The sequence below is a fragment of the Arthrobacter sp. fls2-241-R2A-172 genome (assembly GCF_030208885.1).
Lineage (GTDB): Bacteria > Actinomycetota > Actinomycetes > Actinomycetales > Micrococcaceae > Arthrobacter.
Genome location: NZ_JARVTB010000002.1, coordinates 85,595 through 107,523 on the forward strand (window position 1 = coordinate 85,595; position 21,929 = coordinate 107,523).

Here is a 21,929-nt window from a genome sequence, read left to right on the forward strand (position 1 = left end):
ACGTTAGCGGATCTCGATGCCCCGACCCGCCGTGGTGTGGCCAATCACCGGGTACCCGGGCAATTCGCCGATTACCAACAGTCCGCCGGAGGTTTGGGCGTCGGCCAGAAGCAGGAGATCGTCTTCAGTGACGGTTCCCGCCGAACCTAGATGTGGCCGCACCCATTCGAGGTTGCGACGGGTTCCGCCGGACACAAAACCGTCCCGCAGGGCTTCCAGCGAACCATCGAGCAGGGGCACCGCCTTGACGTCGATCACCGCCCCAATGCCCGAGGCCCGGACCATCTTGTGCAGGTGGCCCAGCAAGCCAAAACCGGTCACGTCGGTTGCCGCGCGAAGGCCTGCCGCCACTGCGGCCTCGGACGCTTCACGGTTAAGGGCCGCCATCATCTCCACAGCTTCAGGGAACACCTCGCCAGTCTTCTTATGACGGTTGTTGAGAAGTCCGACGCCGAGCGGCTTGGTCAGCGTGATGGGCAGCCCGGGCCGGGCGGCATCGTTGCGGAGCAGCTGCTCGGGATGGGCGACGCCGGTCACGGCCATGCCGTACTTCGGCTCCGGATCGTCGATTGAGTGTCCGCCCAGGACGGGACACCCTGCCTGGGATGCGACACTCAGGCCTCCGCGGAGGACTTCGGTCATGACTTCGATCGGCAAAACCCCGCGGGGCCAGCCGATCAGGTTGATGGCCGTGATCGGGCGACCTCCCATGGCGTAGATGTCCGAGAGGGCGTTGGCGGCTGCGATCCGGCCCCAGTCAAAAGCGTCGTTGACCACAGGGGTGAAGAAGTCGGCGGTGGAGAGGACTGCAAGGTCCTCGCGCACCAAGACCGCAGCCGCGTCGTCCCCGCTGTCCAAGCCGACCAAAACGTCCGCGCCCGGTTGGCCGATCAGGCCGCGGACAGCATCTTCGAGTTCCCCTGGCGGAATTTTGCATGCGCAACCCCCGCCGTGGGCGTAGTCGGTGAGCCGGAGCCCTCCATCGGTTCCCTGCTCGACGTCGTTTGTTGTGGCCTGGGTCTCATTCACCCGTTCAGCGTACCCTCGTAAGCAACCTGCTATATTGAGGCGCGGTGGCGTCCGGGTCCTGGTGGGCCCCCCGGTCTTCAAAACCGGTGAGGCTGAGTATCTCGGCTTGGCGGGTTCGATTCCCGTCCGCCACCGCCAAAGCACCGCCGTGCAGTTGCCGTGAAGCGAGGAGCCGCCGTGGACCACGTAGATCCCCGCAGAATGATTCCACGTACGAATGACCTGCTTGCGCTGCCGGCCGTCGTCGAAGCCCGCCACCGCTTGAGCGAACACGTTATCCGCCGAATCGTTCGCAACGTCCAGGACCGGGCCCGGCGCGGCGAGCTCCCGCCGTCGGACGTGGAGCCGACCCTGCTGGCCGCCGTCGCTGGACACAAGGTGACCAGCGTTCGCCCCGTCCTGAATGCCACCGGAGTGATCGTCCATACGAACCTCGGGCGCGCGCCCCTTTCCGCTGATGCGGTCGAAGCCGTGGTCACCGCCAGTGGCTATGTCGACGTGGAGCTGGACCTGACGGACGGCAGCCGGTCGCGCCGTGGAGCCGGTGCCAGGAACGCTCTGCTGTCGGCCTGTCCGGCCGCCGAGGATGCACTGGTAGTGAACAACGGAGCGGCGGCGTTGGTACTGGCCACCACGGCGCTCGCCGCCGGCCGCGAAGTGGTGGTCAGTCGTGGGGAATTTGTCGAGATCGGTGCCGGTTTCCGGTTGTCCGACCTGATTGAGTCAACGGGTGCAAGGCTTCGCGAAGTAGGCACCACGAACAGGACCCACCTGCGCGATTATGAGGGTGCCCTCAGCCCGGACACCGGTTGCGTGCTAAAGGTGCACCCGAGCAACTTCCGGGTGGAGGGATTCACCTCGACAGTAGCGCTGGAGGACCTGGGCACGGTGACAAGGGCAAACGCAGTCCCGCTTGTGGCCGACCTCGGCAGCGGGCTGTTGGCCCCCGATTCCCAACTGCCCGATGAACCCGATGTTGCTTCGGCTTTGGCGGCCGGGGCCGACGTCGTCATCGCCAGCGGTGACAAACTTTTGGGCGGCCCCCAGGCAGGATTGCTGCTGGGCCGCAGGGAGATCATTGAACGGTTGGCACGCCATCCGCTGGCGCGCGCCGTTCGTGCGGACAAGCTCGCTCTCGCCGCCCTCGAGGCGACTCTTGCGGGCGGACCACCACCGGTTGTCCAGGCACTGCACGCCGACGTCAAGCAACTGCGGCGCCGAACTGACAAGCTGGCACAATCCCTCGGCGTGCCAGTCGTGGCCCATGACGGCCGGGTGGGGGGTGGCGGCGCTCCCGGAGTTCCCTTGCCGGGATGGGCGCTGCAGCTCCCTGCCGACCTCGCAGTCCTTTTGCGGACCGGAAATCCGGCCGTCCTGCCGCGTGTCCACGACGGTGCCTGCCTTGTTGACCTACGCTGCATTCCCGCTGCCGATGACCACCGGATTCTCGCCGCGGCACGGCAGGCCTTGTCGGTCCGGGCGGGTCAGTCCGCTGGGCAGGGCTGAGAAATGCACGTCATTGCCACCGCTGGCCACGTCGATTCCGGCAAAAGCACCCTGGTCCGCGCCCTCACCGGCATGGAACCGGACCGCTGGGAAGAGGAGCGCCGCCGTGGGCTGACCATCGACCTGGGTTATGCATGGACCACCCTGCCGTCCGGACAGGAAGTGGCATTCGTGGACGTACCCGGCCACGAGCGCTTCCTCGGGAACATGCTCGCGGGAATCGGGCCGGCGCCGGTGGTCTGCTTCGTCGTTGCTGCTGACGAAGGCTGGCAAGCGCAATCCAGCGACCACCGCGATGCAGTTGCTGCCCTCGGCATCCACAACGGGGTCGTGGTCCTCAGCCGCGCGGACAGGGCATCCGCCGCGCGGATCTCAGAAGTCCTCTCCAAAACCCGTATCGAGTTGGCTGCAACAGGTCTGCAGGATGCGCCCGCAGTAGCAGTTTCCGCCATTGACGGGACTGGCCTGGATGATTTGCGTGCCGCGCTGGACGAAGTCCTGGCGCGGGTGCCTGCTCCTCCAGTGACTGGGCGGGTTCGGTTGTGGGTGGACCGCTCGTTCACCATCACCGGTTCCGGAACAGTGGTGACCGGTACCCTGGCAGCCGGAACAGTGACCCAGGGAGACGTGCTGGACCTGGTCGGCCACGCCGGTTCCCGGCCCGTCGTCGTCCGTGGCTTGCAGAGCCGTGACACGGCCCGCCCGTCCGTGGAGCCGGTCAGCCGGGTGGCGTTGAATCTTCGCGACGTCGCCGCCACGGACATTCGTCGTGGCGACGCACTGCTTACTCCCGACGCCTGGCCCACCACTTCGGTTATCGGCATCCAACGCACCACCGGAGTGGAGTACACAGCGACTCCGGAGCAGCTCACTGTGCACGTCGGCACCGCGTCGGTGCCGGCACGGTTGCGTCCCTTTGGGGCTGACCACGCCCGACTCGTCCTCGACAGGGAACTGCCCCTTGTGCTCGGCGACCGCCTCGTATTGCGGGACCCCGGGAGCCGTTCGGTGCTGGGCGGTGCGCGTATCCTCGATGCAAACCCGCCTGCCCTGCGGCGACGCGGCGATGGCGCCCGCTGGGCTGAGCGCCTCGCAGGCATGGATCCCGCCGGAGACGTGTTGGGTGAGGTGGCAGCCCGCGGAGCTGTCCAGGTGCAGCAGTTGCACAAGCTTGGGCTCGTGGCCGGCCCCGACTCGGAAGCCCCGCAGGGAGTCAAAGTTTTGAATGGCTGGTGGGTGCATGTCCCGGTTTTCGAGGCATGGCAGCGTCGCCTGCGCGCGTCCGTCGAGCTGTTGCAGGAACGCGATCCCCTGGCCCCGGGTCTTTCCATGGGAGCAGCGCGGGACTTGCTCATGCTGCCGGACGGAAGGCTGCTTTCCGATGTCATCCACGGTGCCGCTTTGGAACAGGATGGCGGACACATCCACCTGCCCGGCAGCGGGGACAATCTTGGCCCCATCGAGGAGGCCGTCGCCACGCTGGAGGCCAGGATGGGGGCGGACGCATTCCGCGCACCCGAATCCGATGAACTGGCCGCGTTGGGTCTCGGCGCACGCGAACTCGCTGCTGCGGAACGCAAGGGTCGCCTCCTGAGGTTGGGCGACGGTGTCGTGCTGCTCCCGACGGCGCCGGCCCTTGCGATGCGAACGCTTGCCCGCCTTGACCAGCCCTTCACCACGAGCCAGGCACGCCAAGCACTGGACACGACACGCCGGATCGCGGTCCCGCTGCTGGAATATCTGGATTCACGCGGCTGGACAGAGCGCCTGGACGCAGGCCATCGCAAAGTGGTGCGCTGACCCGCTGCTCCCAAGGTAGGACTCAGCGTCCTAGGAAGAACAGGGACAGGAAAACCTGCTGACCAGGCCGTGCGAAGTGGGTATCGTCGACTCCAGCCGGAACACTCCGCCCGAGAGCAGAGGAGAGTTATGCAGTATCGCACACTAGGTAACAGCGGGGCAGTGGTATCGAACTACGCGCTCGGAACAATGACGTTTGGAGCCGAAGCCACGGAGGAAACGTCACACGCCATCCTGGACAACTATGTTGCCGCGGGCGGCAACTTCATCGACACAGCCGACGTTTACAGTGCCGGCACGTCGGAGGAAATCATCGGACGATGGCTTTCGCGCCGGCCGGAGCAACGCGACCTGGTTGTTTTGGCCACCAAGGGACGCTTCCCCATGGGCAAGGCGCCGAACGACGTGGGCACATCCCGCCGCCACCTGACCAAGGCCTTGGACGATTCCCTCCGCCGCCTCGGAGTGGAGCAGATTGATCTCTATCAAATGCATGCGTGGGACCCCCTCACCCCACTGGAAGAGACCCTTCGTTTCCTGCATGACGCTGTCAGTAGCGGCAAGATCGCCTACTACGGATTCTCGAACTTCCTCGGATGGCAATTGACCAAGGCTGTCCACGTGGCCAGGGCCCATGGCTGGAACGCGCCCGTAACCCTCCAACCGCAGTACAGCCTGCTGGTTCGCGGGATCGAGAGTGAGATCGTGCCGGCGTCCCTCGATGCGAAGATAGGCCTGCTTCCGTGGTCTCCGCTTGGTGGCGGCTGGCTGTCCGGGAAGTACAAGCGCGATGAGCCGCCTGTTGGCGCGACCCGGTTGGGGGAGAACCCCACACGGGGCATGGAAGCATGGCAGGCCCGCAACGATGACCCGCGCACGTGGGACATTGTTGGAGTCGTAGGACAGATTGCCGCTGACCACGGCGTGAGCGCCTCGCAGGTCGCGCTGGCTTGGTTGGTGGATAGGCCAGCCGTGACGTCCGTGATCCTGGGTGCCCGTACTGTTGACCAATTGATGGACAACCTTGCCGCTGCTGACCTTGAACTCACGTCCGACGAAACTGAGCGTCTGACCCATGCCAGCCAGCCGCGCGTCGGGGTTTATCCCTACGGGCCCATGGCCGATGAACAGCGCAGCCGGAAGATCGAAGGCGGCAGGTAACGGCGGGGTCGGGAGTGATCGCACCGACCAGGACGTCATATTCGATGTAGCTCAGAGTGTCGTTGTTTATTCCGCATCAGCTCCTGCGGCGGATGTGTTCCCCTTATATGTGGCGGCCAGTTCCCGCTTGAGGATCTTGCCGCTGGGGCCAAGAGGCAGTTCCGGCAGAAGTTCGATAATGCGCGGGTATTTGTAGGCAGCCAGTCGATCCTTGGCGAAGCTGATCAGTTCTTCTGCAGTGGTGGTGCTGTTGGGGGTCCGCACAATTGCGGCGGCTATTTCCTGCCCCTGCATCTCATGCGGAACACCGAAGACAGCGGCGCTGACGACATCGGGATGTTGGCTCAGGATCTCTTCAATCTCGCGTGGGTAGACGTTGTAGCCATTGCGGATGATCATGTCCTTGGTGCGGTCCAGTATCCGCAGGTAACCGTCGTCGTCCTTGATGCCAAGGTCTCCAGTGCGGAACCAGCCATCCACCACCGCTTCAGCCGTAGCGTCTGGCCGGTTCAGGTAACCCTTGAAAAGATTGTGCCCGCGGACCACGAGTTCTCCGAGTTCGCCCCGGGGCAGGAATTCGATGCTGTCGATGATCTCGGGGCGGGCGATCTCGATTTCCACGCCCCATATGGGAGTGCCGATGGTCCCTGGTCGCGGACTTACGCCCACGTGGTTAAAGCTGGCCACAGGAGAGGTTTCGGTCAAGCCGTAGCCCTCGTAGATTTGGGCCCCGAACGCTTCACGGAATTTCTCCAGTACGGCGACCGGAAGTGACGAACCGCCCGAGATTCCGTAGCGCAGCGCTTCAGGGCGTCCCGGGTTGGCCTTGGCCGCCTCCAGCAGGGCAACGTACATGGTTGGCACGCCAAAGAAGACCGTGATCTCGTGTTTGTGCACCAGATCCAACGCAGCGGGCCCGGTGAACCTCGGGCACATGATGATCGTGGCACCGGCACGCAGGCCGGCGTTGAGCACGCAGGTCTGGCCGAAGGTGTGGAAGAGGGGAAGGCCACCGAAGATCTTGTCGCCCGCCCGGAGGTCGAAGGTGTCCGACAGTAGCACGTTGACCTGTTCCATCAGGGCGAAGTGCGTGCCGAGGGCACCTTTCGGTTTCCCTGTGGTTCCGGAGGTATAAAGGATGGTCGCGGTGTCCTGTGGCCTACGCGGAACGTACCCTCGTATCGGCTCCGCGGCGGCGGCTTCGGCTTCCAGCCGCGGGGTGCCGTCGGCGGCGTCTGTCGCCATCACCGTCAGCACGTCGACGTCGGCTCCCGCCGCCCCCGGGACGCCCTCGGTCATCAGCGGTGCAGCACAGATCAGCAGCTTGGCTCCGCTGTCACGCAAGGCGTACTCAATTTCACGCGCCTTAAGAAGCGCATGGACGGGAACCACGATTCCGCCAAGGGCCAGGACCGCATAATAGGCGCGGGCGAAGTCGGCAACGTTGGGGATGAGGAGCGCAACGGGGTCTCCCGGTCCTATGCCCCGGGCACGCAGGGCCCCGGCATAGGACAGTGTTTCTTTCCAGAGTTGTCCGTAGGTTGTTTCCTCGTCTTCCACGATAATCGCGACGGACTCAGGGTGGCGGGCGGCGGACTCGGCCAGTATGGCTGCAACAGTAATGGTGCCGAAGCCGTCATTGGCTGGCGTGTTTGTCATGGTCGTGTCCTTGCTTGATGAAGGTGGCCGCTGGTTATGCCTTGAGGATCAGGGGAGGAATCGTTGGGCATGCCCGTGAATCTAACACGTGAGGAGCTGGGTTGCTCAGCCGATGGGCCACCAGTCCGGAAGAAGCTCGCGCAGGTCGTCGAGGAATTCGTCCACGGGCCGCGGCGGGGTTTCCAGGAGGCGCGACTCCAAGGCGCCCACCACGCCGTAGGCGATGTACCGGGCAACCATGGATGGTGGGACTTCGCGGCCGCCCGGTGCCGGTATTTCGATGGCACGACGGGCGAGCAGCAGGCGGACAGATGCCTCAAAGTGGGATCCCAGCATCGCGTGCAGCGCTCCGGTGCCCGAGTCGGTAACCAGGCCCCGGCGGTAGACGTCGCGGTGCCGGTCCACGTGCCTGGCAACATCGGCGGTGACTGCGACGATGGCCGGGCCAATGTCTCCCGGCCCGCTGAGGTGGGTTTCGCGGAGGGTGTCCAGCTCTTCGGACAGAACCTGCCGGAGAAGCGCTGCGGGAGAGGCGGCGTGCTGGTAGAACGTTGATCTGTTGACCCCGGCGGTGGCGGCGACCTGCCCCGCGGACAGTGTTCCGGCGTCGTGCCCGGCCGCGAGGTCAAGGATGGCCGAAGAAAGCTTTTCCCGGCTACGCAGGGCCCGGGGGTCACTGGAAGCTGTCTCGGCGGACTGTTTCGGTTCCAGCATTATTCAGGTCACACTCCTCCGTGATCTTGCCCTCCGGCGGTGGAAATTCGGACGACTCAAGCGTACCGTTCTAACTATCCAACAGATGTCGGATAGTTGCGCCGATTCATCGCACCGAAGGCCGTCGGCGGCGGATTTGCAGTCCCTTGATAGACGCAACAAAGAGACGCGACACAGACAAGAAGGACATTAGATGCGTGCGATCGTATTCAAAGAATGGAAGCAGTTCCCCGTTCTGGAGGACGTGGCCCGGCCCGTACCAGGGCCAGGCGAAGTGCTGTTGAAGGTAGCGGGCGCAGGTGCTTGCCATTCGGACGTCAGTATTTTCCAGGACTTCACCGCCGAGGTCCCGGGGAATATCACCAAGGGCTTTGTGCTGGGGCACGAGAACTCGGGCTGGGTCGAGGAGTTGGGTGCCGGTGTTGAGGGTATCGAGGTAGGTGACGCGTATCTGGTCTACGGGCCCATCGGTTGTGGGCATTGCAAGGCGTGCTCCCGCGGGCAGGACACTTACTGCGAGAACGCTGCGACCAACCCATACCTTGGCATAGGTTTGGGTCGCGATGGCGGAATGGCGGAATACGTCACGGTTCCCGTCCGCAACCTGATCCCGCTTGGAGATGCAGACCCCATCGCTGCGGCACCGCTTGCAGATGCAGCGCTGACCCCGTACCACGCCATTAAGAAGGCGCTGCCACACCTGAATGGAGGTGGCCGGTTCGCGCTGGTGGTGGGGCTGGGAGGCTTGGGTCAGATCGCCGTCCAGATCCTCCGGGCACTGACTGGCGCAACCATCATTGCCACCGATATGAAGCCCGAAGCGATGACCAAGGCCGAGGCGGCGGGGGCCTTGACGGTTCCAGGCGGTCCCGACCAGATTTCCCGGATCCGTGAAATCACCGGCGGACGCGGCGTGGACGCTGCGTTCGACTTTGTCGGGGTGACCCCGACGATCGCCACAGCCACCGGTTCCATGGCCCAGGGTGGCCGGTTGACCGTCGTCGGAATTGCCGGCGGCCTGCATGAGTGGACTTTCTTCAACACGCCTTATGAATCCACCATCACCAACACGTATTGGGGCACCATCGAGGAACTCCATGAAGTAGTGGATATGTACCGTGCGGGGCAGATCGTCCCCGAAGTAGAAACCTTCAGCCTCGAGGACGGTCTCTCGGCCTACCGCAAACTCGCCGACGGGCAGCTGAGCGCCCGGGCGGTAGTAGTCCCGCACCAGTAGTAGTCCCGAGCCGGCACGGTTGGGGACCCCGCTCCTTCTTGGTAATGTTGAAAGACCCTTCCGGGGGGCTTTCCGCACATTCCAGCGCGGCTTTGGGGGACTTATCATAAGTATGCTTATGATATTGAGTAGGAGGGATCCTGACCGGCATGGTCGGGATTCTTATTTCCCTGTTGCGGAGAGTAGTCCATGTTCAACTTCCGGTCACTGGCCCGCATCGCCTCGGTTTTGACCACGCCGCTGGCCCCGGAAGACGTCCTGGCGTTGTTCAACCCGGTCTACTCATCGCGCCAGTTGCGCGGGGTCGTCACCAGAGTGGTTCAGGAAACTGCGCAGTCAGTCACCATTTTCTTCCGTCCCGGCCGTGGCTGGCACGCCCACCTCGCGGGCCAGTGGGCGAGGATCGGCGTAGAGCTCAATGGGGTGCGGCACTGGCGATCATATTCCCTGAGCGCGCCGGCCGGTCAGGACCCAGCCATCACTGTCACGGACGTGGGGTCGGTGTCCCGTGTTCTGGTTCGTGAGACCAAGGTTGGTGACATCCTTTTCCTGGCCCCGCCACAAGGCGACTTCGTCTTGCCTGAGCATCCGCGTTCCCTGCTCATGCTTACTGCCGGAAGCGGCATCACTCCCGTCATGTCGATGATTCGGACCCTCGTCCCCGGACGACCCGACGCCGACGTTGTCCTGATTCATTCCTCCCGCGGGGAGGATGACAGTATTTTTCGAGAGGAACTGTTCGAGCTCGCTGATCAGTTTCCCAGTTTCCGCGTGGTGCAGTGGCAAACGGGTGGCCGTGGACGCCTGAGCTTGGCGACTCCGGCTGAACTTGAGCGCATTTGCCCTGACTGGCAGGACAGAACCGCCTACGCCTGCGGCCCTGAGAGCTTTCTGGACGATGCCGAAGCCCTCTGGAACCAGGCAGCACAGGAAGCTACAGCGGGCTCGCTGACCATTGAGCGGTTCCATGTCGAGCTCAAAGGGCGGGACGGAAGTGAGGGCGGCTTGGTCATCTTTGAAACATCGGACCGCGAGGTCATGGCCGACGGCGGCGTGCCCCTCCTTGACGTCGGGGAGGATGCGGGCATCCTCATGCCCAGTGGCTGCCGCATGGGGATTTGCCATAGCTGTCTCACTCCGCTGCTTTCCGGCAGCGTCCGCGACCTGCGTACCGGTGAGGTGCGTGGCGAACCGGGTGAACTCATCCAAACCTGTGTCTCGGCTGCCGCCGGGCCCGTCAATCTCAAGCTCTGAGGAGTACCACCGCATGTCAGTAGCTTCGGCCAAAAACCCCGCCACCGCCGTCGGGCTCAAAACGCGGCCCGGCGCCCTTGCCGAGGCGGGTCGACCCACGATGCGTCCTCCGGCGGCTGCGCACTTGAGTGACGAGCAAGTGGCCGAATTGGGACGCGAGCTCGACGCTATCCGCGACGGGATCCTGGCCAAGCGCGGCTCCAGCGATTCGGCCTACATCAGGCGCATGATCAAGATCCAGCGGGGTCTGGAAGTTTCCGGTCGGGCGGCGCTGCTCGTCAGCAGGAACAAGGGCGCGTGGGTCACTGGAACAGCCCTCCTAAGCGCGGCCAAGATCCTTGAAAACATGGAGCTGGGGCACAACATCCTCCATGGACAGTGGGACTGGATGCGCGATCCGGACATCCACTCCACCACCTGGGAATGGGACTTCGTCACCCCATCGCGCTCGTGGCAGCACACGCACAACGATCTTCACCACCGCTGGACCAACGTGATAGGCAAAGACCGCGACGTCGGGTACAACCTTCTGCGGATGGACCCTGATCAGGAATGGAAGCCCTTCAACCTGGGCAACCCCCTCTATAACGCCCTGCTGGCGCCCGTCTTCGAATGGGGTATCGCCATCTACGACCTGGAAATCCCCGAGTACAAGGAGGGCCTGAAGTCCAAAGAGGCGATGGTCAAGGACCTCAAGGCACTGGGTCGTAAGGCCGCCAAGCAGTTCGCGAAGGACTATGCGGCCACCCCCGCTTTGGCCATGCTCACGGGCTCCGGGAAGCAAGCCCTCTACGGCACCCTCGTGGCCAACGCCGTACGCAACGTCTGGGCCCACGCAGTCATTTTTTGTGGCCACTTCCCCGAAGGTACGGATACTTTTACCGAGGAAATGGTCGAAGGCGAAACCCGGGGCGACTGGTATGTACGTCAGATGATCGGATCCGCGAACATCTCAGGCCCGCGGTTTATGCATCTCATGACCGGAAACCTTTCACATCAGATCGAGCACCACCTCTTCCCGGACCTTCCCTCGAACAGGTACTCAGAGATTGCACCGAAGGTCCGCGAAATCTGCGATCGTTACGGCCTGAAGTACACCACGGGGCCGCTGTTGAAGCAGGTTGGCTCAGCGTGGGCCAAAGTCTTCAAGCTCGCTCTTCCGCCACAGCGTTAGAGCAGAATCGCTAGCTGCCCTGCATCCCTTCCATTGCCCAGGCGATGAGGGTTAGTTCGAATTCGTGAGGCTCTAGCGCGTCGTGCACGTAGGCATCCAATTCCACGGGGGTGGCATTGCCGCCTTCCGCCCAGTATTTGATCCATAACTGAGACGGGCAAATGCCACTGGCTATTTCGGTGCTTCAGCCGTTGACGTAGCCCATATGCGTGGCGTTGTAGCGATCGCCATGCACTCCTACATTGCGGGCTAGGGCATTGAGGGCGGCAACCTCGTCGGCAGTGAGCGCCACGCGGGTAGCTTGGGCGTTCTCCTTAATGCGTGCGGTACGTCGAGTGCCCGGAATGGGGACGATCCATGGCTGCTGGGCGAGAAGCCATGCAAGCGCGATTTGGGCAGGAACCGCATCCTTCGCCGCAGCGAGTTCGATGACGTGTGCAACAAGAGCCTGATTGGCGGTCAGATTTTCGTCATTGAAACGCGGGACAAGGTTGCGGATGTCGCCCTCGGCGAAGGTGGTGTCCGCGGTAACCGTACCGGTGAGGAAGCCCTTACCCAAGGGGCTGAAGGGAACAAGGCCTATACCGAGTTCGGCAAGGGTTGGAAGTATTTCGGCCTCGGGGTCGCGCGTCCACAGCGAGTACTCACTTTGTAGGGCAGCGACGGGCTGCACGGCGTGGGCCCGTCGGATTGTGGCGGCGGAAGCCTCGGATAGTCCGAAGTGTCGTACTTTGCCCTCCGAGATCAGATCCCGGACGGTGCCGGCGACATCCTCGATGGGCACTTCGGGGTCGACCCGGTGCTGATAGAACAGGTCGATGGCGTCGGTACGGAGCCGCTTGAGGGATTCTTCGGCGACTCGGCGGATCTGTTCCGGGCGGCTGTTCAGCCCGATGCTTTCGCCGTTTTGGATGTCCCAGCCAAACTTGGTGGCGATCACCACCTGGTCGCGGATCGGTTCCAGTGCCTCGCCGACAAGTTCCTCATTCACATAGGGGCCGTATACCTCGGCCGTATCGAAAAAGGTGACGCCATGGTCGACGGCTGAACGGAGCACGCTGACCATTTCATCGCGGTTGCCGGGGTTGGGCCCGTAACTTTGGGACATGCCCATGGCACCTAGGCCGATGGCCGATACCTCAAGTCCCTGTCCGAGAGTTCTTGTATGCATGCTGGTGCCTCCATTGTGCTGTTGAATGCGGTGGTGTCTTCGTTTGGAACGTGTTCGTGCCGACCAGGGAGATCCAAGGTGCGGGACGACGGAAGTTGCCCTTACGGTTGCGTCCCCCTGGGCGAGTCGACGTGCGGCACTATCGGCCCGGCGTCGTTCTGTTGTTGGAGCGTGGCGGCCCAACTGGCGAGGAGCCGTAGGCGTTCCTCGCTGGCAGAGCCAGGTTCGGCTGTGTAGATGAGCATTGACAGGCCCGGCTCTGCGGTTAGCTCCAGGCCTTCATATGTCAGCGTGAGTTCGCCTACCTCATGGTGGTGGAAGCTCTTGGTGCCGGATCCATGCCGCCTGACATTGTGAGACCCCCACCGGATCCCAAACTCTGCACTTCGGGTGGAAAGCTGCCCAACCAGGTCGTGAAGCCGTTTGTCCTCCGGGTCGCGTCCCGCCTCAGTTCGCAGGATTGAGACGGTGACGTTTGCGGCTGCGTCCCAGCCCGGATAGAAATCCTTGGCCCGTTCGTCGAGGAAACAGAACCGCGCCAGGTTGCCCTGCCCTGGACCGTCGAACACGTGATCGTAGAACGCCCGTCCCAGCGCGTTGGTGGCGAGGATGTCCATCCGGCCGTTACGCACGAATGCCGGCCCTTCCGTTATCACGGCGAGGACGCGTGTCAGGCTTTCCCTCGCCACCCAATTCTGCGACTTGCGCTTGCGCACGGCGCGGACAGCGCCGTTGGCGATACGTGAAAGGTCGAAGAGGTGTTCGCGTTCAGCGTCGTCCAGTTGGAGGGCCACCGCAAGTGCATCGAGAACAGCATCCGAGACCCCGGAGAGATTCCCGCGCTCAATCTTGGCGTAGTACTCGACGCTTACAGCGGCGAGGGCTGCTACCTCGTTTCTTCTGAGACCCGTGACGCGGCGGTTCCCGGAAACTGCCAGCCCGGCCTGCTGGGGGGTTACCCTCGCACGGCGGGACATGAGAAATTCTCGAACTTCATTCGGGTTGTCCACGTTCCCAAGGCTACGACGTCCACGCGTTGCGAGGGATGCCCTGTTGGTACGCCCCTCAGCGGTGACTCCCATAACTGGCGTCGTTGAGGTCCTATGGAATCTCAACACCCGCAGGGCATGCGGCCGCTGGCCGGTACACGCCCAACTGGCGAGGGAACCTATACACGAAAGGAAAAAGACATGGCGAAGGACCCACGTGCAGGATGGACCGGCGGGCAAAACGCGTTCGGTGACTTTGCGCCCGGAATGGTCCACTACACCGACAAGGTGCTGTTCGACGAAGTATGGGAACGCGCGGGCTTGTCCAAGAGAGACCGTAGCCTGATCACCGTCGCTGCATTAACGGCTACGGGAAAAGCCGATCAACTGACGTTTCACCTCGACTATGCACGCCAAAACGGGGTAACCGAAGAAGAATTGAAGGAAGTCATCCTCCACCTCGCCTTCTACACGGGCTGGCCCAACGGAATGAGCGCGATGACCGTGGCCAAGAAGGTCTTCACCAAGGAGAAGTAGGGTGGATCTCCATTTCCCGCTGCCCGTCCGGTTGCGTTCCGTTGGGCGGCGCCCCCCTGGGAGTCCAAGCGCTTCCGCTCCGAAGCCGCTGCTGAAGCCGAAGCCGTTGCCGGCGTCGCTGCGCTGTTGCGGCTGACTCTGCTTGACAGGGCCAGGTTGGGGACCACGAAGGGCCCGGAATGCCGAAACCGGTGGCCTCAACCACCTGCAGCAGCGGGCCTGAGGAACTGTTGAGTTCGGCTGCCGGCAACGCAATGGAAGATGCCATTCCGATAAGGACATAAACGACGCCGGCAGTCAGCAGGGTGCCGAAAAGGGCTTTCGGGTACACGCGGTTGACGCCTCGAACCTCTTCGGCGACGTGGGCTGAAGTCTCGAATCCAACGAAGGATCAATAGGCAGCGGAGATGCGGCCAGGATTCCAGCCCCCGGCGAGACTTCCGGATTGATAGCTGTCATGACCACGTTGGCGCGAACGGACTCTTTGACGCCGCGGGCGTTCAGCAAACCGACCCGTAGCAGGAAAGCCAAAAGTTGTCGGCGCCGGCGGTGGGTCCAGGAAGGGTTTGAGGTAATCGCCGGCGAAAGCCAAGCTCAGCCCCGCGGCGCTGGTCACGCCGGCGCCCACGAGCGCATATATTCCTGCTTCCCAGGACGTCGCCCAGTATCGAAGCAAGGCCGCTTTGTGATGTAGTGAACATCACCCTAGGATTAGTAAGCAAGCTTAGCTTCCGGGTTAAGGCAGCGAATCAAAAGGAGAACAAATCGTGCCAGTTGAGGACAATACCGTGATTCCCGGCGCTCCCTCCAGTGAGCCTCCCACAGACGACGAGCCGACGACCCCACGTGAGCCTTTGCCTCCCAAGCCCGATCAGCAAGCACCGGAGGCGGTTTCCCCGACGGGAAGCCCCACCGGTGCGCCGGTGAACTCCCGGGCGCAATCGGGCCAGTACCTGACAACCGCCCAAGGGCTCCGGCTGGGGGACACTGATCATTCCCTGCGGGCGGGCACCCGCGGACCTGTTCTGCTTCAGGACCACCACTTGCGGGAAAAGATCACCCACTTTGATCACGAGCGCATCCCGGAGCGCGTTGTCCACGCCCGGGGCGCGGGCGCACACGGCGTGTTCCGTTCCTACGGAACGGCATCGAAGATCACGAAGGCAGGGTTCCTGGCGGCCGACGTCGAAACTCCGGTTTTCGTCCGCTTCTCCACCGTTTTGGGCTCCCGGGGTTCGGCGGATGCGGTACGGGACACCCGTGGCTTTTCCACCAAGTTCTACACTGATGAAGGCAGCTACGACCTTGTCGGGAACAACATTCCCGTTTTCTTCATCCAGGATGGCATCAAGTTCCCTGACGTCATCCACGCTGCCAAGCCACACCCTGATCGGGAAATACCCCAGGCCCAGAGCGCCCATGACACGTTCTGGGACTTCGTCTCACTGCATACCGAGGCCCAGGCGCACACGATGTGGAACATGTCCGACCGCGGCATTCCCCGCTCGTACCGGACCATGGAAGGCTTCGGCGTGCATACCTTCCGGCTGGTGGCCGCGGACGGGAGCACCACATTGGTGAAATTCCACTGGAAGCCCAAACAGGGCGTGCACTCGCTTGTCTGGGAGGAAGCCCAGATCATCAACGGCATGGACCCGGATTTCCACCGCCGTGACCTTGCCGACGCCATTGAGTCGGGCGCCTACCCGCAATGGGAGCTTGGCATCCAGACCTTCCCGGACACTGAGGACCAGATGTTCGAGGGCATCGATCTGCTGGATCCGACCAAGTTCATTCCCGAAGAACTTGCGCCTGTCCAGCCGATTGGGCTGATGACGTTGAACGCAAATCCGACGAACTTCTTCGCAGAGACCGAACAGGTAGCCTTCCACCCGGGACATCTGGTCCCTGGCATTGACGTCACCAATGACCCGCTCCTTCAGGTCCGGCTGTTCTCCTACCTCGATACCCAGATTTCTCGGCTGGGCGGCCCGAACTTCGCGCAGATTCCCATCAACCGGCCGCATGCACCCGTCAACGACATGCTTCGCGACGGGATGCACCAGACGGCGGTACACAGTGGGGTCGCCCCGTACCATCCAAACTCCCTCGACGGCGGTTGCCCCTTTATGGCCGGACAGGACGTTGGAGCGTTCGTGGATGTTCCCGAGGCCCTTGCGGAGTCCATTAAGGAACGGCGCAACCCGGCTTCGTTCGACGACCACTTCAGCCAGGCCCGACTGTTCTTCCGGAGCATGACCCCGGTGGAGCAGGACCACATTGTGCAGGCGTACACGTTCGAGCTCGGCAAGTGCTACGAATCCAACGTCAGGGAACGGCAACTCATGGCCCTGGCCAACATCGACGCCGGGCTTTGCGCCGCCGTCGCCCGTGGACTGGGTATGCCGGTTCCCGGGGCCACGGTCCAGGTCCCCGATTCCGAACCGAGCGCGGCCTTGTCGCAGATCGGCGGGACGTGGCCGGCTGCGGGCCGCGTAGTGGGGATTATTGCTGACGACAGCAGCGACCTGTCCCAGGTTGCCGCTGCACGCGAAGCCCTGGATGCCGAAGGCATCACGCCCTTGGTTGTTGCACCGGTTGGCGGGTTCCTGGGCGCGGAGCACGGCGCCGCCGTCGCCGTCCAGCGGACCTACCTCACCGCCCGATCCACAGAGTTCGACGCCGTTATCGTCGCGGGAAGCGGGGCTCCGGCGCCGGACGCAGCAGCGGGAAGGGACGCCAAGGCCGGCGCACCCTCACCCGGTCTTGATCCCCGGGTAGTCCTTCTGCTCACGGAAGCGTTCCGCCATGCCAAGGCCATCGCGGCGTGGGGAACCGGTGCGACGGCTCTGGAGGCGGCCGGTATCCCTGCAGACGGTACCGGGGTCGTGGTCGGCGACGCGCCGGACGCCGTGCTTACTCCAGTCCAGGAACTGCTGGCCGCCCACCGGGTGTGGGAACGATTCCCTGCAGCAGGACCGAGCAGCAGCGAGGCCTGACAGGGACGCGGGATCAGGGCAACCGCATGACATGATCTGCACGGCGGGCCGGCATCAATTCCGATACCGGACCGCCGTGCAGTGTGCCCGCGGCGGCCGCCGAATAGTGCTTCGCGAGGGCACGCGGGTTTCCTGACCGGCGTGCTTTACGCGGCCTTTATGCTTGGGTCATGTCTACTGATGAAGAAAAAGACCCACCTGTACCCGCCGACGTGGAGGGCAAGATTCCGAAAAAAATACATGACGGCCCAAACGATGACAAAGCACCGGACCACAAGCCCAAGGAGGAGGACTAGCGTTCTCGTCAGGAACGGTTTCCAGGGGGTCGAAGGAGATTGATGGCGGCGGCAGAAGCTTCGCAAACGCCCGGCAAGTGGGAAGTGTTCCACCAGAAATTCGTGGTCGAGGAGCGTTACATGGAGCCCCGCGCCAGAAAGGCGCTCTACTCAACAGCCGCGATGTTGGCACTCCTTGGCGTGACGCTCTTTGTGGTGACACTCATGGGCGTGCTGCAGAAGAATGGGCTCGCACTGGACGACGCAGCGGCTGAAAGTTGGCTCCTCGGGATTCGTTCAGAGCCGCTGACGGTGGTGATGATTGTTGTCGCAGTCATTTTCGGGCCAATAGGGTTGCCGGTCATTGTCTTGGTTGTCACAGTTGTTTGGGGATTGCTCGCCAAGCACGCATGGCGGCCCATGCTCCTTGCCGCCGCTATGCTCACCGGGGTGGGTTTGGCGCAGATCATCGGGCGCGTGGTCGGCCGGCAGCGGCCACCTGTGGACCTCATGCTTTTCGGCGCTGACACGACGTTCTCCTTTCCGTCCGGGCACGTCCTTGGCGCGTCGGACTTCCTGCTTGTCCTGACGTTCCTTGTCTTCTCCCGGCATCGAAACCCAAAAATCGCCGTCGTCAGCTTTCTCTGTGCCGTCTTTGGTGTTGTCTTTGCGGCCGTCAGCCGGATATACCTCGGTTATCACTGGCTCACCGACGCGGTTGCGTCGGTGTCACTGTCGCTGGTGGTGCTCGGGGCGGTCATCGCCGTGGATACTTGGCGCACGGCCCGCATCCCGGGAGAAGTAGTGACAGGGGAATTAGCAAGCCAGGATCCCTAGTGTCACCGGTCATGAGGCCGTTGCGGATTAATGCGGGTGGACCAGCGCCACCGTATTTGGGGAACCGGGAGCTACAGTGGATGTATGGCTGCCAGCCGCAATCCGCTCGATGACCTCCGGGAGTCCATAGGCCATCTGGCCAATCAGCTCAAGCTGCCCGGTTCGGAGCGCGTAGACGATCTGGTCGGGGACCTCATCGGTCCCAGGCCCGGTCCAGCCCGGCCGCTGTCCGAGGTGCAGGCTGAGCTCGACGCCTTGGTCGGGCTCGAGACCGTGAAAGAACAAGTCCGCGCACTTGTGGCACTGCTCCAGGTTCAGGCCCGTCGGAAAGCCCACGGTCTGCCGGAAGTAGCCACCTCGCAGCACCTGGTGTTTCTCGGAAACCCAGGCACGGGCAAGACGACGGTCGCACGGCTTCTCGCCGAGATGTACCGCGCTGTCGGCTTGCTGCAGAAGGGCCATCTGGTGGAGGTCGATCGTTCCGGGCTGGTTGGGCAATACGTGGGGGCTACAGCCATCAAGACAGACCGGGTGATCCGGCGGGCGCTGGACGGCGTCCTGTTCATCGATGAGGCGTACTCCTTGGCCCCGGAAGACGGTCGTACAGACTTCGGTCCGGAGGCAATCGAGGTCCTGCTTAAAAGGATGGAGGACCATCGGCACAGGCTGGTCGTGATCGTGGCCGGGTACCCGCGGCTGATGGAGTCATTCCTGCTTTCAAACCCTGGACTGCGTTCCCGGTTTGCCCGCGAGATCACGTTTCCGGACTACTCCGTGGCCGAACTCCTGACGATCTTCCAGCGGATGTTGGTCCAACATGAGTACACGTTGGAGCCGGGCGCGGACCACATGCTGCGCCGGATACTCAGCGGGCTCCATGCGGGAGAGGACTCCGGTAATGCCCGGTTCGCCCGCACACTGTTTGAGCAGGCGCTTAATCGGCAGGCGTTGCGGCTCTCGCTCAACGAGGAACAAAGCCTCGATTCCCTTGACCGCGAGGCCGTCATGACCCTCACCGCAGCGGACATCGTCGAGGCCGCCTTGGCGCTGGGCGAGGAGCCGGAACCGGAACCAACGCCGGAACCGGAACAACCGCGTTGGTGGCGCTGGCTGGCCTGACACCGGCCGTTAAGGATTCATCAAGACCGGCCACCGCAGGGGAGTGGCGGTGCTATGTTCAGCAGAGAACAGGCCAGGAACGCCCGCGGAAGAGGCCGGAATGACAACTATGAGCCGGCCACCGGCGGATCCGTCAGCATTGCATCCCGACGCGCGGAGCCGTTTCCGGAGCTGGCTTCTCTTCGGGCTTCAGGACAGCAAAGGCACGCATCAGGGACCCGGCGCGGTCAGCGACGCCCACGCAAGGAAGCACTCCTGGTGGCAGGTCATGTGCCTGACCGGCGTCGATTACTTCTCCACTCTCGGCTACCAACCAGCCATTGCTGCCTTGGCCGCTGGCGTCATCTCGCCCTTGGCAACACTGGTGTTGGTAGCCGTAACGTTGCTCGGTGCCTTGCCCGTCTACAGAAGGGTGGCCGGCGAAAGCCATCGCGGTGAGGGGTCGATCGCCATGCTGGAGCGTCTGCTGCCCCGGTGGGGCGGAAAATTGATCGTGCTAGTCCTGCTGGGGTTTGCGGCCACGGACTTCATGATCACCATGACGCTCTCGGCCGCCGACGCCACCGCGCACCTGATCCAAAACCCCTTAGTGCCCGATTGGTTGCATAACCAAAATGTGCCCGTGACGCTGTTCCTTTTGGCGCTGCTGGGGGCAGTTTTCCTTCGGGGGTTCAAGGAAGCCGTGAATATCGCCGTCATTCTGGTGGCGCTCTACCTCAGCCTAAACGTCGTCGTGGTAGCCGTATCCATGTTCGAAGCGGTCATGCACCCCGTAGCCATCAATGACTGGTGGCTCGAGCTCACCACCTCCCACGGGAACCCGCTGCTCGCTGTGGGAATCGCCCTGCTCGTCTTCCCTAAGCTGGCGCTGGGACTTTCAGGTTTCGAAACTGGTGTGGCGGTGATGCCGCAGGTCCGGGGGAAGGCCGGCGACACTGAGGAACAGCCAGTAGGCCGCATTCAAGGAACGCGTCGGCTGCTGACGACTGCCGCTGTGATCATGAGCAGTTTCCTGATCACGACGAGTTTCACCACCGTCGTACTGATTCCCCAACAGGAATTCCAGGCCGGAGGCGAAGCCAACGGGCGTGCGTTGGCATTTATGGCCCATGAGTACCTTGGGGTCGGCTTCGGCACGGCCTATGACATCAGCACGATTGCCATTCTGTGGTTTGCTGGTGCGTCCGCCATGGCCGGGTTGCTCAACCTGGTGCCCCGCTACCTGCCGCGCTACGGCATGGCTCCGGAATGGGCCAAAGCTGTGCGGCCACTCGTGCTCGTTTTCACGTTGGTCGGTTTCCTGATCACCGTCATCTTCAACGCCGACGTCGATGCACAAGGTGGCGCGTACGCCACCGGCGTGCTGGTGCTGATGATGTCGGCGGCGACGGCCGTGACCCTCTCCGCCCGCCGTCGTCACCAAGGGAAGCGGACAGTGGCATTCGGAATCATTGCAGTGGTCTTTATCTATACCACCGTGGCCAATATCTTCGAGAGGCCCGAGGGTCTTCGAATCGCAGCAGTGTTCATCGCCGGCATCATCGTCGTCTCATTCCTGTCACGCGTCCGCCGTTCCTTCGAGCTCCACGCCACGAGGGTCCACCTGGACGAGCAGGCCCTCGGCTTCATCTCAGAGACCTGGGAAGGACCAATCCGCCTTATCGCCCACGAACCACTCCGGCTGACCCCGCAGGCCTACAGGGAAAAATTCGAGTCCGCCGTAGAAGTAAGCCACATTCCTGTCGGTGAACAGCCCCTGTTCCTGGAAGTGGTCGTGGACGACTCATCGGACTTTGAGACTGAGTTGGCGGTTCACGGCATCACCCGGCACGGCTACAGGATCCTGGAAGTCCACGGTCCCGTGGTGCCCAACACGATCGCTTCCGTGCTGCTCCACATCCGTGATGTGACCGGGCTGATGCCACACGTCTACTTCCGCTGGACTGAGGGGAATCCCGTGATCAACCTCCTGAAGTTCCTGTTCCTGGGGGAAGGCGAAATTGCGCCGGTGACACGGGAGGTGCTGCGTGAGGCCGAACCCGAGGTCAGCCGGCGCCCGTGGGTCCATGTAGGTTGACTCGACGTTACGGGGTCCGGGGTGAAATCACGAGGGGAACAAGAGGCGTAACGGTGAACGGCTTGGCCAACAAAGGCTCCACGGCTTCCACAAAGGCCGTCACATGGACTTCCTGGTTGTGCGCTTCAAGGTCCTCCCTACTGACCCACCCCTCAAACAGCACGAAGGTGCCCGGTCGCTCTCCATCAGAGAAAACGGTGTACTCCAGGCATCCGGGATCGTTGCGGCTTAGGGTTTGCAGGGAGCGGAGGGCTTCCTGAAGTTCGGCTTCACGCCCTGCTTTGGCGATGAAAACCGGCTTGAGCCACACTTCTGTGGCCCTTCCGTGGGTTGGCATGGGACGGGACATCCTGTCTTCCTAAATTTGTTCAAGGAGTGGGAAGGACGGGGG

The 21,929-nt window shown here is 63.0% G+C and carries 18 protein-coding genes, 1 tRNA gene and 1 pseudogene; 13 read left to right on the plus strand and 7 right to left on the minus strand.

The window, feature by feature from the left end:
* Positions 1-3: 3 nt before the first annotated feature.
* A complete protein-coding gene (gene selD / locus QRM57_RS03280; protein ID WP_284985591.1) occupies positions 4-1,029 on the minus strand; it encodes a selenide, water dikinase SelD in 1,026 nt (341 codons plus the stop codon).
* Between the two features lie 43 nt (positions 1,030-1,072).
* Between selD and QRM57_RS03285 the strand changes: the two genes are divergently transcribed.
* The 4 genes from QRM57_RS03285 (at position 1,073) to QRM57_RS03300 (ending at position 5,496) form a co-directional block, all read left to right on the plus strand.
* Positions 1,073-1,167: transfer RNA gene (locus tag QRM57_RS03285), tRNA-Sec, on the plus strand.
* Between the two features lie 39 nt (positions 1,168-1,206).
* Positions 1,207-2,535, plus strand: coding sequence for an L-seryl-tRNA(Sec) selenium transferase (gene selA / locus QRM57_RS03290; RefSeq protein ID WP_257368227.1), 1,329 nt, complete (start codon positions 1,207-1,209; stop codon positions 2,533-2,535).
* Positions 2,536-2,538: 3 nt separating this feature from the next.
* Positions 2,539-4,335 (plus strand): selenocysteine-specific translation elongation factor, encoded by a 1,797-nt coding sequence (selB, locus tag QRM57_RS03295; protein WP_257368226.1) that lies wholly within the window; start codon positions 2,539-2,541, stop codon positions 4,333-4,335.
* A 129-nt stretch (positions 4,336-4,464) separates the two neighbouring features.
* Positions 4,465-5,496 (plus strand): aldo/keto reductase, encoded by a 1,032-nt coding sequence (locus QRM57_RS03300; RefSeq protein WP_257368225.1) that lies wholly within the window; start codon positions 4,465-4,467, stop codon positions 5,494-5,496.
* A gap of 66 nt (positions 5,497-5,562) precedes the next feature.
* Here the strand turns inward: QRM57_RS03300 and QRM57_RS03305 are convergent, their stop codons facing one another.
* Complete coding sequence (locus QRM57_RS03305) at positions 5,563-7,155, minus strand: long-chain-fatty-acid--CoA ligase (protein WP_257368224.1); 1,593 nt, start codon at positions 7,153-7,155, stop codon at positions 5,563-5,565.
* A 105-nt stretch (positions 7,156-7,260) separates the two neighbouring features.
* Positions 7,261-7,869, minus strand: coding sequence for a TetR/AcrR family transcriptional regulator (locus QRM57_RS03310; RefSeq protein WP_257368223.1), 609 nt, complete (start codon positions 7,867-7,869; stop codon positions 7,261-7,263).
* Between the two features lie 193 nt (positions 7,870-8,062).
* Between QRM57_RS03310 and QRM57_RS03315 the strand changes: the two genes are divergently transcribed.
* The 3 genes from QRM57_RS03315 to QRM57_RS03325 all read left to right on the plus strand — a co-directional run bounded on the left by QRM57_RS03315 (position 8,063) and on the right by QRM57_RS03325 (position 11,534).
* Complete coding sequence (locus tag QRM57_RS03315) at positions 8,063-9,106, plus strand: NAD(P)-dependent alcohol dehydrogenase (RefSeq protein WP_257368222.1); 1,044 nt, start codon at positions 8,063-8,065, stop codon at positions 9,104-9,106.
* 189 nt (positions 9,107-9,295) lie between these two features.
* On the plus strand, positions 9,296-10,360 hold the full coding sequence (locus QRM57_RS03320) for a ferredoxin reductase (protein ID WP_257368221.1): 1,065 nt from the start codon (positions 9,296-9,298) through the stop codon (positions 10,358-10,360).
* 13 nt (positions 10,361-10,373) lie between these two features.
* Positions 10,374-11,534, plus strand: a complete 1,161-nt coding sequence (locus QRM57_RS03325) for a fatty acid desaturase family protein (protein ID WP_257368220.1) — start codon at positions 10,374-10,376, stop codon at positions 11,532-11,534.
* A gap of 184 nt (positions 11,535-11,718) precedes the next feature.
* On the opposite strand, the gene QRM57_RS03330 is transcribed toward QRM57_RS03325, so the two are convergent.
* Together QRM57_RS03330 and QRM57_RS03335 are read right to left on the minus strand one after the other, a co-directional pair.
* Positions 11,719-12,705: an aldo/keto reductase gene (locus tag QRM57_RS03330; protein ID WP_284985592.1), complete on the minus strand. Its 987-nt coding sequence runs from the start codon at positions 12,703-12,705 to the stop codon at positions 11,719-11,721.
* Between the two features lie 101 nt (positions 12,706-12,806).
* Entirely contained in the window at positions 12,807-13,715 is a 909-nt protein-coding gene (locus QRM57_RS03335; protein WP_284985593.1) for a helix-turn-helix transcriptional regulator, read from the minus strand.
* 180 nt (positions 13,716-13,895) lie between these two features.
* On the opposite strand from QRM57_RS03335, the gene QRM57_RS03340 reads away from it, so the two are divergent.
* A complete protein-coding gene (locus QRM57_RS03340) occupies positions 13,896-14,231 on the plus strand; it encodes a carboxymuconolactone decarboxylase family protein (protein ID WP_235521639.1) in 336 nt (111 codons plus the stop codon).
* A gap of 163 nt (positions 14,232-14,394) precedes the next feature.
* On the opposite strand, the pseudogene QRM57_RS21025 reads toward QRM57_RS03340, so the two are convergent.
* A pseudogene (locus tag QRM57_RS21025) lies at positions 14,395-14,856 on the minus strand (amino acid permease); the annotation flags it as partial.
* A 142-nt stretch (positions 14,857-14,998) separates the two neighbouring features.
* On the opposite strand from QRM57_RS21025, the gene QRM57_RS03350 reads away from it, so the two are divergent.
* The 5 genes from QRM57_RS03350 (at position 14,999) to QRM57_RS03370 (ending at position 21,538) form a co-directional block, all read left to right on the plus strand.
* Entirely contained in the window at positions 14,999-17,230 is a 2,232-nt protein-coding gene (locus QRM57_RS03350; protein ID WP_284985594.1) for a catalase, read from the plus strand.
* A 170-nt stretch (positions 17,231-17,400) separates the two neighbouring features.
* Positions 17,401-17,526, plus strand: a complete 126-nt coding sequence (locus QRM57_RS03355) for a hypothetical protein (protein WP_255774361.1) — start codon at positions 17,401-17,403, stop codon at positions 17,524-17,526.
* Between the two features lie 42 nt (positions 17,527-17,568).
* The gene (locus QRM57_RS03360; protein WP_257368215.1) at positions 17,569-18,342 is read left to right on the plus strand and encodes a phosphatase PAP2 family protein; all 774 of its coding nucleotides are present in this window, start codon (positions 17,569-17,571) and stop codon (positions 18,340-18,342) included.
* Between the two features lie 84 nt (positions 18,343-18,426).
* Complete coding sequence (locus tag QRM57_RS03365) at positions 18,427-19,461, plus strand: AAA family ATPase (protein WP_284985595.1); 1,035 nt, start codon at positions 18,427-18,429, stop codon at positions 19,459-19,461.
* Positions 19,462-19,561: 100 nt separating this feature from the next.
* Positions 19,562-21,538: an APC family permease gene (locus tag QRM57_RS03370; protein WP_284985596.1), complete on the plus strand. Its 1,977-nt coding sequence runs from the start codon at positions 19,562-19,564 to the stop codon at positions 21,536-21,538.
* Between the two features lie 7 nt (positions 21,539-21,545).
* On the opposite strand, the gene QRM57_RS03375 is transcribed toward QRM57_RS03370, so the two are convergent.
* Positions 21,546-21,875: a putative quinol monooxygenase gene (locus QRM57_RS03375; RefSeq protein WP_257368212.1), complete on the minus strand. Its 330-nt coding sequence runs from the start codon at positions 21,873-21,875 to the stop codon at positions 21,546-21,548.
* Positions 21,876-21,929 lie beyond the last annotated feature (54 nt).

Bases quoted from the DNA above. Each gene is read 5' to 3' on its own strand.
- QRM57_RS03310 (WP_257368223.1), bottom strand. From the start codon at position 7,869: ATGCTGGAACCGAAACAGTCCGCCGAGACAGCTTCCAGTGACCCCCGG.
- QRM57_RS03375 (WP_257368212.1), bottom strand. From the start codon at position 21,875: ATGCCAACCCACGGAAGGGCCACAGAAGTGTGGCTCAAGCCGGTTTTC.
- QRM57_RS03370 (WP_284985596.1), top strand. From the start codon at position 19,562: ATGACAACTATGAGCCGGCCACCGGCGGATCCGTCAGCATTGCATCCC.
- QRM57_RS03330 (WP_284985592.1), bottom strand. From the start codon at position 12,705: ATGCATACAAGAACTCTCGGACAGGGACTTGAGGTATCGGCCATCGGC.
- QRM57_RS03355 (WP_255774361.1), top strand. From the start codon at position 17,401: ATGTCTACTGATGAAGAAAAAGACCCACCTGTACCCGCCGACGTGGAG.
- QRM57_RS03305 (WP_257368224.1), bottom strand. From the start codon at position 7,155: ATGACAAACACGCCAGCCAATGACGGCTTCGGCACCATTACTGTTGCA.
- selB (WP_257368226.1), top strand. From the start codon at position 2,539: ATGCACGTCATTGCCACCGCTGGCCACGTCGATTCCGGCAAAAGCACC.
- QRM57_RS03320 (WP_257368221.1), top strand. From the start codon at position 9,296: ATGTTCAACTTCCGGTCACTGGCCCGCATCGCCTCGGTTTTGACCACG.
- QRM57_RS03365 (WP_284985595.1), top strand. From the start codon at position 18,427: ATGGCTGCCAGCCGCAATCCGCTCGATGACCTCCGGGAGTCCATAGGC.
- QRM57_RS03325 (WP_257368220.1), top strand. From the start codon at position 10,374: ATGTCAGTAGCTTCGGCCAAAAACCCCGCCACCGCCGTCGGGCTCAAA.
- QRM57_RS03300 (WP_257368225.1), top strand. From the start codon at position 4,465: ATGCAGTATCGCACACTAGGTAACAGCGGGGCAGTGGTATCGAACTAC.
- QRM57_RS03315 (WP_257368222.1), top strand. From the start codon at position 8,063: ATGCGTGCGATCGTATTCAAAGAATGGAAGCAGTTCCCCGTTCTGGAG.
- QRM57_RS03360 (WP_257368215.1), top strand. From the start codon at position 17,569: ATGGCGGCGGCAGAAGCTTCGCAAACGCCCGGCAAGTGGGAAGTGTTC.
- QRM57_RS03340 (WP_235521639.1), top strand. From the start codon at position 13,896: ATGGCGAAGGACCCACGTGCAGGATGGACCGGCGGGCAAAACGCGTTC.